Source organism: Moorena sp. SIO4A1 (assembly GCF_010672065.1).
In the GTDB taxonomy this organism is placed as follows: Bacteria; Cyanobacteriota; Cyanobacteriia; order Cyanobacteriales; family Coleofasciculaceae; genus Moorena.
The window spans coordinates 1-2796 of sequence record NZ_JAAHHX010000232.1 but is presented as its reverse complement, the minus strand read 5'-3'; the positions used below and the strand labels follow the sequence as shown (position 1 = coordinate 2796).

The 2796-nt window shown below is 41.9% G+C and carries 3 protein-coding genes; all 3 read right to left on the bottom strand.

All coding sequences use genetic code 11. The features are described 5' to 3' along the window. A partial coding sequence (locus tag F6K53_RS36600) for a protoglobin domain-containing protein (RefSeq protein ID WP_293084407.1) occupies positions 1-277 on the bottom strand: 277 nt, incomplete at its 3' end. 634 nt (positions 278-911) lie between these two features. Further along, positions 912-1469 carry an ATP/GTP-binding protein gene (locus F6K53_RS36595; protein WP_267876626.1) on the bottom strand — a complete coding sequence of 186 codons (558 nt, stop codon included), beginning with the start codon at positions 1467-1469 and terminating at the stop codon, positions 912-914. A 261-nt stretch (positions 1470-1730) separates the two neighbouring features. After that, positions 1731-2756, bottom strand: coding sequence for a saccharopine dehydrogenase NADP-binding domain-containing protein (locus tag F6K53_RS36590; RefSeq protein WP_366511403.1), 1026 nt, complete (start codon positions 2754-2756; stop codon positions 1731-1733). Between the last annotated feature and the right edge of the window lie 40 nt (positions 2757-2796).

Genomic DNA, 2796 nt, shown 5'->3' with positions numbered 1-2796 from the left:
GTTCAGCATAGGCTTTTCCCCAGTCATCCATACCAGTGAACATTTCGTAAAACCATTGCACAAAGGTTACCCGTAGGCGCTCCATACGACCTTCCTTCTCTTTCATAATGGCATCCATTTCTTCATCGTTACCTAAGTAAGTATAGAAATGGTCTGCCATTTCAGAAGCAATTTCTTTTCCCCAATCTGCGTGTGATTTCAGAAGCGCTTTGTCTTCACTGGTCAACTTGACACGCTTTTCCATCTTGGTCATAAATTCTTGGGGATCTAAGCTCATAATTACTCCGATATAGTTGAATCTAACTCTAAGTTATTACTTGACTATTTAGCAAAGCACCCTGATTTAAGTTTCTAGTCTTTAAACACTATAGCAATGTTTTTATGGATTATTATCTGAATAGATAATTTTCTGCTAATAGCTAATCCTGTAACTTGGTTATATTTTAGCTTTTTGAATTGCTAAAATAAAAGATTTACAAGTATTTTTTTGTATAAGTTTAGTGAAGTTTATAGTTTAGGTTTACTATAATTTTAAACTATTGAATTCATCTATCGTTGAATGTACCTATAACCTAAACTCCTGGATGTTTAGTAGTTGATACTGCATTTATAGGTAAACTCTATAACGTTTACCTACTAAGCTTTTCACCAAGGGATCCGTTCAATCCGGATTACTTTTTTTAGTGACGCTAATTAATGATTTGTATAGTTTTATAAACACAAATTACAGAAGATGGCAATTCTTATAAACGATAATCCTTGGGGCGAAGTATTCGGCTAGCCAATGTGGGAGCAAACCAAGAATTTATGTGCGAATGCTTCGCCCTGACAAACGTCCTTTGTGCTATGGGTTTCGACCTGACAGGGGCTGGTCAGTTATTTGAGTTGAACGGCACTAGCTACTGACTTGTCTAGCAATCTAGGAGATCGATCAAAAGCACCAAAGCCTCAAGCACTGAGGTTCGCTGATTGGGATTAACTATCACACTTGCGGGTTGATTGTGAGGGTTGCTATAACCGAGAGTTCTGATAATCTCCTCTGAGGTCATTGCCCCTGGACAATCCATATGGGTTAAACCAATAATCATGGGAACATTTACTCGCTCTTTCATAAACAGCAGAAGCTCACGAGAGTGGTTTAAACTGCTGGGTCGATGAACCGGCACAAGTACGATGTAGGCGTGAGCTTCACGAATTAAAATATCCCACATGAAGTCAAAGCGAGATTGACCAGGAGTACCGTAGATGTGAACATTTAGATTTTTACCAAAGGTAAGGCTACCAAAGTCAAAGGCAACGGTAGTTTTTTTCTTTAGCAGAAGTATTTCGTCGGTGGCTTTACGTTCTATTTCCACAGCTTCAACATTACTCGCTGTTCTCACAAAAGTAGATTTGCCAGCTCCTACAGTTCCGGTTACTACCACACGGACACTTTTCATGGGATTTACTCCACTAAGACTAGTTAATATTGAGTAGATTTCACTCTTAGCAGATCAAAAACGTAAATTTGCGGCGTAAATCTTGTGATTTGAGTTAAACTCAGATCTTAAACCAAGTTTACAATTAACCTGTAAAGGTAGGCCACAGCGGATATCAGAACAGGTAAAAGTGATAATATTTGACTATTTGAGGACTTAAATTGATTTTTATCACTGCCATTATTAAGTTTTTTGTACTGGTGTAATATCTCAGTTAAAGGAGGATTATCAAAGCGGATTTGGTATCAACACTCAAGCTTCAACAGTATTAATCTCAAGTCCTCGACTTTGTATAATTTGCTCAAATAACGGCGTACACAGAGCTTGTTCCACTGGCCAAACTCCCGGTTTATTGAGTTGACCAGTAAGCATCAGTTCCGCAATACTACCAGTACCCACCCCAGCAGCGACAGCAGTATTCTGATGGACTAAGGTGGAGCTAGCACGGGCTGATTTACCATCTTTGTAACCACTAACCTCTGAGCGAATTGCAACACCAATGCCACTAACGCGATCGCTTACATCGGTCATGATGTGGCTGACATGGGACAAAAACTCGATTCCAGCGGGATTTTTCAGCCAAGATGAGGGGAAGATGTGGGCAGCTATCCAGGTAAGATGATTATAAAAATCGGGAACTGAGCCAAATTTAGTGATGACGGTGTTAACGGGGAATGAGTCCACTAAGGTCAAGGCTTCTGGCATATCAAACCAGTAGACACCAGCTTTACCATAGGGAGCAGGGAATTGGATGGTTTCCCGTAGGCTATAAGGTTTAACGGTTTGCCACTGATTATTAATCCAAGCTTCAAAGGGTTCTTGCAATCCCAGGAAAGTAGTACGCATTACCGTCACTCCAGCACCACCAGAACCCGCAACTACATAGCTGAGGTGAATCCGTTCTGCAACATCTAACTGTTCCACATCGTGACGCACCATGCTATTGGAGATACCAGGAAAAATGCCAGAATTCACAATAGCGGTGACACCAGCAGCAGTAGCTTGTTCACGGAAGGCTAAGGCTTTACGGGTAAAAGCACGGTTGTCACTGACATCGAGATAGTTAACCCCTTGTTCGATGCAAGTGTTTAGGACAGTAGCGTCTCGGTAGAGAAACGGACCAGCACAATGGATAACTAGGTTGTGAGATGCGATCGGCGTTCGCGCAGCGTGGCCTTTGGCCTCAGCCGCGCCAAAGGCGATCGCATTTTTTAACCCCTCCTGATCAGCTAAGTCTAGAGGGAGAAACTGCACCTGGGGCTGTAACTGTTGTGGCAATGCTAGGTCAAGTTTACCCTGACGTCGGACGAGCCCACGT